Source organism: Pyxidicoccus sp. M6, from assembly GCF_055568925.1.
Window position 1 is genome coordinate 10474875 of sequence record NZ_CM145714.1, and the last position, 6239, is coordinate 10481113.

Here is a 6239-nt window from a genome sequence, read left to right on the forward strand (position 1 = left end):
CCATGCAGAGCCATCCGTCCTCGGCGCCGTCCAGCGGCCGGGCCACCTTCCTGATGATTACGCCCGGTGGCGAAGGCCAGATGAAGGGCCACCTGACGCGCGTGTTGGACCTGGCCCAGGGCCTCGTCTCCCGGGGCCACCGCGTGCTCGTCTTCACCGAGGCGGCCGTCCCCGGTGAGGTGGAGGCCTCGGGGGCGGAGTTGGTGCAGGCGCGCACCTACCGGGGCATCCGGGACCGGCTGGACGCCGCGCGCGAGACGATTCCCAAATGGATGCACGTCTCCCTGCTGGCGCGCCGGGCCTGGTGGTACGTCTGCTACCGGCGTGCGGTGCTGGGCAGCGCGGAGGCGTACTTCGAGGAGCTGGAGCCGCTCCTGCGCCAGGAGCAGGTGGACTGCGTGGTGTACGACTACTTCGCCTTCGGCTCGGGGTACGCGGCGGAGAAGCTGGGCATCCCCGCCATCAGCACCGGCAACCTGGGGAGCGTCATCGATGCGGACGGGCTGCCCCTGCTGCTGCGGGCCTCCCCGCCCGGCAAGCTCGCGCACAAGATGCCCCGGCTCGCGCACGCGCTGACGGACGCGTTCATCCCCCTGCACCGCACGCGCGAGAAGCTGGGCCTGCCTCCACGCGCGGCGAAGCACGCCGAGCTCTTCCAGACCATGGGCTCCAGCGACCTCCACCTCGCCATGGTCCCCGGCAACGTGCTGGACGGCATTCCCCGCCGCGAGCGCCAACTCTACGGGGGCACCATCGCCTTCGACGGCAGCTCCAAGGCGAAGGCCGAGTCCTTCGGCCCCATCGCCCCGGGCACCCTCCTGGTCAGCACCACCAGCGTGGGCCAGGACAACGGGCTGATGCGCAAGGTGCTGGAGGCGCTCAATCCCCTGGGCCGCCCGGTGCTGGCCTCCACGGCCGGCGCCCGCGACGTCCCCACGAACCTGGGCCCCCACATCCGCACCGAGGCCTACGTCCCGCACGAGCAGGTCTTCCCCCACGTCTCCGCGCTGGTGACGCACGGTGGCTGGGGCGCGGTGGGCCGGGCGCTGCGCCACGGCCTGCCCATGCTCATCATCCCCCTGTTCGCGGACCAGCCGCTCAATGCCCTGCTATTGGAGCAGCAGGGGCTGGCCTACCACCTGCCATTGCACAAGGCCACGCCCGAGGCCATCCGTGAGCGCGTCGAGGCCCTGCTGAAGGACGAGGCCCTGCACGCGCGCGTGAAGAAGCTGTCCGAGGAACTGAAGGCCTTGCGCCGGGACAACGCGGCGCTGGATACCCTGGAGCGGCTCGCGCTCGAGACGCGCGAGCGCAGGCAGGCCGCGGCGGCCTGAAGCCCGCCGCCCCAGAAACGATTCGACGCCCATGTCCACCGCAGAGTCCCAAGTCACCGTGCGCCGCATCCTCAGCCTTGCTCGCCCCGAGGCGGGCAGGCTCTCGGTGGGCATCTTCTTCCTGTTCGTCGGCAGCGCGCTGTCGCTGGCCTTCCCGCAGGCCATCCGCCTCATCATCGACGAGGCGCTCGGCGCCAGGGACCAGCGCCTCATCGACGAGGCCACCCTGTGGATGACGGCCGTCTTCGTGCTCCAGGCCGTGGCACACGCGCTGCGCTACTACTTCTTCACCAGCGCGGGCGAGCGCGTGGTGATGCGGCTGCGCGAGCGCCTCTTCTCCAACCTCGTGTCCCAGGAGGTGGCCTTCTTCGACCGGAGCAAGACGGGCGAAATCATCAGCCGGCTGGGCGCGGACTCGGCGGTGCTGCAGCACGCGGTGAGCGGCAACATCTCCAATGCGCTGCGCAGCGGGGCGCAGGTGATTGGCGGCCTCGCGCTGCTCGTCTACACCTCGCCCTCCCTCACGCTGCTGATGCTCGTCGTGGTGCCGCCGGTGGTGGTGGCCGCCGTGGTGTACGGCCGGCGCATGCGGCTGACGTCGCGCAAGGTGAACGACGCGCTGGCCGCTTCCAACGGCGTGGCCGAGGAAATCTTCGTCGGCATCCGCACCGTGCGCTCCTTCGCCGCCGAGCGCCACGAGGTGGTGCGCTACATGGAGGCCATCGGTGAAGCGAACACCCTGGCCAACCGGCGCTCACGGCTGTCCGCCTTCTTCATCGCCGGCACCTCCTTCAGCGGGTTCGCCGCCGGCTCCATCGTGCTCTGGTACGGCAGCCGGCTGATGCTGCGCGGCGACCTGACGGTGGGCAACCTCACCTCCTTCCTCGTCTACACCACGCTGGTCTCCATGTCGGTGAGCGGGCTCACGGACTTGTGGGCGGACTTCATGCGCGCCTCCGGCAGCGCGGAGCGCGTCTTCGAGATGCTGGACCGCCAGCCCGAGATTCCCATCTCCGGCGGCGAGCGCCTGGAGGGCCTGCAGGGCCGGCTCGAGTTCCAGGGCGTGCGCTTCGCCTACCCCACGCGGCCGGACGCGCCCGTGCTCCAGGGCGTCGACCTGGCGGTACAGCCCGGCGAGGTGGTGGCCATCGTCGGTCCCTCGGGCGCGGGCAAGTCCACCATCGCCGGCCTGCTGGCGCGCATGTATGACCCGCAGGGCGGGCGGCTGCTGTTGGACGGGCGCGACCTACGCACCCTGGACCCGGAGTGGCTGCGCCAGCAGATTGGCGTGGTGGCGCAGGAGCCCATGCTCTTCTCCGGCTCCATCTTCGACAACATCCGCTACGGGCGCATGGACGCCACGCAGGCGGAGGTGGAGGCCGCGGCCCGCGCTGCCAACGCGGCCGACTTCATCTCCCGCTTCCCGGAGGGCTACGGCACGCTGGTGGGCGAGCGAGGCATCCAGCTGTCCGGCGGCCAGAAGCAGCGCGTGGCCATTGCCCGCGCCGTGCTGAAGGACCCGCGCCTGCTCATCCTCGACGAGGCCACCAGCGCGCTCGACGCGGAGAGCGAGCACCTGGTGAAGGAAGCGCTGGAGCGCCTGATGAAGGGCCGCACCACGCTCATCATCGCCCACCGCCTGTCCACCGTGGCCAACGCGGACCGCGTGCTCGTGCTGGAGGGCGGACAGGTGGTGCAGAGCGGAGACCACGCCTCCCTCATGGAGCAGGGGGGCCTGTACCGCCGGCTGGTGGAGCGGCAGTTCGTGGCCGCCTGAGCCGGCTCACGACGCGCGGGCCGACTTCGCCTCGGCGTCCGCGCGCATCTCGCGCAGGCCCTGCTCCCGCGTCATGTGGCCCTGGTAGCCCAACTCCTGACGGGCCTTGGCGTCGCTCACCGTCACCTCGCGGCCCACCAGCAGTAGCTCGGCGCGGGTGAGCGGCGGCCGGCTGCTCAGGTGGAACGTGCTCCACAGCAGGTCCGTCACCGTGGCCAGCGTCGCCGCCAGGCCGAACGGCACCGTGCGCGTGCCCGCGTCCACGCCCTGCGTCTTCAGCATCTCGGTGAGGAAGTCGCGGAACACCACCGGCGCGCCGTCGGTGAGGAAGTATGCCTCGCCTCCGCGCCCCTTCTCCGCCGCCAGAATCATGCCCTCCACGCAGTTGGCCACATGGCAGGTGGAGGTCAGGTAGCGCCCGCCGCTGAACCACGCGAAGCGCTTCGCCTTCACCGCGTCGATGATTTGCGGCAGCAGCGACGTGTCGCCCCTGCCCCAGATGAAGCGCGGGCGAACCGCCACCGTGGTGAGGTCCGCGGAGTTGACGCTCAGCACCCGCTTCTCCGCCTCGGCCTTGGTGGACGGGTAGTTGCCGATGGGGCGCTCCGGTACCGGCCACGTCTCGTTCACATTCACCAGCGGCGAGCCGTCCACCAGCACCGCCTCCGTGCTGACGTGTACCAGGCGCTTCACACCCGCCGCGCGCGCCGCCTCCAGCACCCGCTCCGTGCCTCGCACGTTGGCCTCGTAGAACTCCTCGCGCGGCCCCCAGCCCGTCACGTACGCCGCCGCGTGGAAGACGGTGTCGCAGCCCTCCATGCCGGACTTCAGCTTGTCGGCGTCGGAGAGGTCTCCCTCGAAGGGCTCGGCGCCGGCCTCCGTCACCGCAGCCACGGAGGAAGGAGAGCGCGCCAGCGCACGCACCGAGTCCCCGCGCGCCTTCAGCGCCGCGATGAGGTTCCTGCCCACGAAGCCCGAGCCGCCGGTGACGAAAGCCCGCATCCACGTCTCCCTGTCATGAGGACCCCGCGCTCCTATCACCACCCGCATCCCGCGCGGTATCCGGCGGCGGGCCGCATCGGGAGGGCCACTGGCTCCGGGGCAGGAATCCAGCGCCAGCGGCGAGGCCGACTGGCGGAATGTCGTCGTCCCACCATTGCCGCGAGGAGGGCCGTGGCTGGCGGGGGCGCGTGCTACGGAGAGCCAGGCCGCCGGCCCAGCGCCTCCGCGAACCAGGCGCCGTACACCGTGCCCACGGTCGACACGTACGGCCGGAACCCGCGCAGGGCGTACTTCACCAGGCGCTGGGCGGTGCGATGCGGACGGGCCATCTCCACCACGCGGACGCGACGCTGGAGGAAGTCCTCCCAGGAGTGCGGCCCCGCGTGCAGGTACCGGTCGTCCAGGGTGAACTGGCAGATGCTCAGGTCCGTGAAGGCCATCTGGTTGTGCAGTGGAACGCCTTCGCGGAAGAGCGACGGGAGGTGCACCACCTGGAGCACATGCCCCTCGGGCGAGTGGAACTGGAGCACGTACATCTCACTGCCATCCGCGAAGCGCCGGAGCCGGAGCAGGTCCTGCACGGGCACGGCGCGGGCCTCTTCCGTGGAGCACCGGGCATGCTCGTCACGGCCGAGGGCCATTCCCATCAGCCACTGGAACGTCGTCGCGGGGCCCCGCCTCCGGCACGGCGTGTAGCCGCTCTCCAGCATGCGCCGCGCCGTCCGCTCGAAGGCGGCAACAGAGCCGCAGTACACGTCGTAGTCCCCGTCGTCCCGCCCGCCCCCCATCTCGCCGCTGAGCCACCGCACCACGCGGCCCCCGAGCAGCCACGTGTCCTCCGCCAGGAGGTGGGCATGGGGCATCTCCCCCAGCCCGAGGATGCGGCGCACCTCCGGGATGGGAATGGGCGCACCCGACTCCAGCAGGGGACGCAGGTCCTTCTCCTCGGGGGACGTGAAGCGGCGGGCCATGAGCGGACGCGATGAAACCATGAGTGCGTTGCCTCCGTCCCGTCTCCACCGGAAACTCCCGACGGGCTGCAACCGTCAGCCGAGGAGCGCACGTGGTGGACGAAGAGCTTTCCCTGGTCGGACTCACGGAGGACATGCAGGTCAACGCCGTCCTCTTCGGCTTCATCAGCCTGTGCCAGCTCACCTTTCCGGGACGGCTCCGCTCCGTCTACCTGCTGGGCAGCCACGCGACGAGCGAGGCCGTCACGGACAGCGACGTCGACCTCGTGCTCGTCTTCAAGGAGCGCTTCCAGGAGGGAGAGTTGGAGCGCTGCACCCGGCTGCGCCGCGCCATCGGCCCCCTGTCGCGCCTCCCGTTGGATTTGAGCGCGGTGGAAGAGGCCCGGCTGCTGGAGCATGGCGAGGTCAACCTGAAGCTGTCCTCCGTGCTGCTGGCCGGTGAGGACCAACGCGAGCGGATTCCGCTGATGCCGATGGACCGGTGGCTGCGCTACTGCATGCACCGGCCCCACATGTTCATCGAGCGGGCCCGTGCACGCGCCGAGGGCGAGCCGCTGCGCTACCCGCTCGGCTACCCGGACCCTCGCGGCCAGCTGTATGGCTATGACCACCGCGAGTCGATGGACGCGAACGGCGCGCTGCACCGGGGATTCAAGGAGCTGGTCACCCTGGCCTGTCGAATCGCCACGGCGGAGGTCGCGCGCAAGGCGGGGAGGCACACGTCGTCCAAGCAGGACGCCATCGAGGCGCATCGGCTGTATGTGAATGACGCGTGGTCGCCGCTGTTCGTGGACATCTACGCGTGCCGCAAGCGCTGGGGCTATCGGGTACCGGAGGGCCTGGCGGACCGCGAGCACCTGCGTTCGCTCTGCGCCCGGATGCTGGACGCGGAGAACCACTTCCTCGCCAGCTACAGGGACTATCTGCTGGAGGAGGTGCGGCGCGGCGAGCTGGCCGACCGCGTGCTCGCCGTCCAGCGATTGGGCGAAATCATCTACCCCGGTGAGGAAGTGCCCGCTGCGCTGGAGGCGCTGAAGGATGCGCCCGAGGAAGCGCTGCGCGAGGCCGCGAGTGAGTCGCTGCGCAAGGTGAAGCAGTACGGCACCTCGCCACGGTAGCCGGCGACCCGAGCGGGCCACCGGCCACCGCGCTCCG

5 protein-coding genes are annotated in these 6239 nt (G+C 70.7%); 3 read left to right on the forward strand and 2 right to left on the reverse strand.

All coding sequences use genetic code 11. The features are described from left to right. The first annotated feature begins 2 nt into the window (after positions 1–2). Together ACVTJA_RS41010 and ACVTJA_RS41015 are read left to right on the forward strand one after the other, a co-directional pair. The gene (locus ACVTJA_RS41010; protein ID WP_465828732.1) at positions 3–1334 is read left to right on the forward strand and encodes a glycosyltransferase; all 1332 of its coding nucleotides are present in this window, start codon (positions 3–5) and stop codon (positions 1332–1334) included. 31 nt (positions 1335–1365) lie between these two features. Further along, entirely contained in the window at positions 1366–3111 is a 1746-nt protein-coding gene (locus ACVTJA_RS41015) for an ABC transporter ATP-binding protein (RefSeq protein WP_465828734.1), read from the forward strand. 6 nt (positions 3112–3117) lie between these two features. On the opposite strand, the gene ACVTJA_RS41020 is transcribed toward ACVTJA_RS41015, so the two are convergent. Both ACVTJA_RS41020 and ACVTJA_RS41025 read right to left on the reverse strand, forming a co-directional pair. Then, complete coding sequence (locus ACVTJA_RS41020; RefSeq protein WP_465828736.1) at positions 3118–4113, reverse strand: NAD-dependent epimerase/dehydratase family protein; 996 nt, start codon at positions 4111–4113, stop codon at positions 3118–3120. A 191-nt stretch (positions 4114–4304) separates the two neighbouring features. After that, complete coding sequence (locus tag ACVTJA_RS41025; protein WP_465828738.1) at positions 4305–5105, reverse strand: Gabija anti-defense Gad2 family protein; 801 nt, start codon at positions 5103–5105, stop codon at positions 4305–4307. A gap of 74 nt (positions 5106–5179) precedes the next feature. On the opposite strand from ACVTJA_RS41025, the gene ACVTJA_RS41030 reads away from it, so the two are divergent. Beyond that, a complete protein-coding gene (locus ACVTJA_RS41030; RefSeq protein ID WP_465828740.1) occupies positions 5180–6202 on the forward strand; it encodes a nucleotidyltransferase domain-containing protein in 1023 nt (340 codons plus the stop codon). Positions 6203–6239 lie beyond the last annotated feature (37 nt).

Bases quoted from the DNA above. Each gene is read 5' to 3' on its own strand.
- ACVTJA_RS41010 (WP_465828732.1), top strand. From the start codon at position 3: ATGCAGAGCCATCCGTCCTCGGCGCCGTCCAGCGGCCGGGCCACCTTC.
- ACVTJA_RS41015 (WP_465828734.1), top strand. From the start codon at position 1,366: ATGTCCACCGCAGAGTCCCAAGTCACCGTGCGCCGCATCCTCAGCCTT.
- ACVTJA_RS41020 (WP_465828736.1), bottom strand. From the start codon at position 4,113: ATGCGGGCTTTCGTCACCGGCGGCTCGGGCTTCGTGGGCAGGAACCTC.
- ACVTJA_RS41025 (WP_465828738.1), bottom strand. From the start codon at position 5,105: ATGGTTTCATCGCGTCCGCTCATGGCCCGCCGCTTCACGTCCCCCGAG.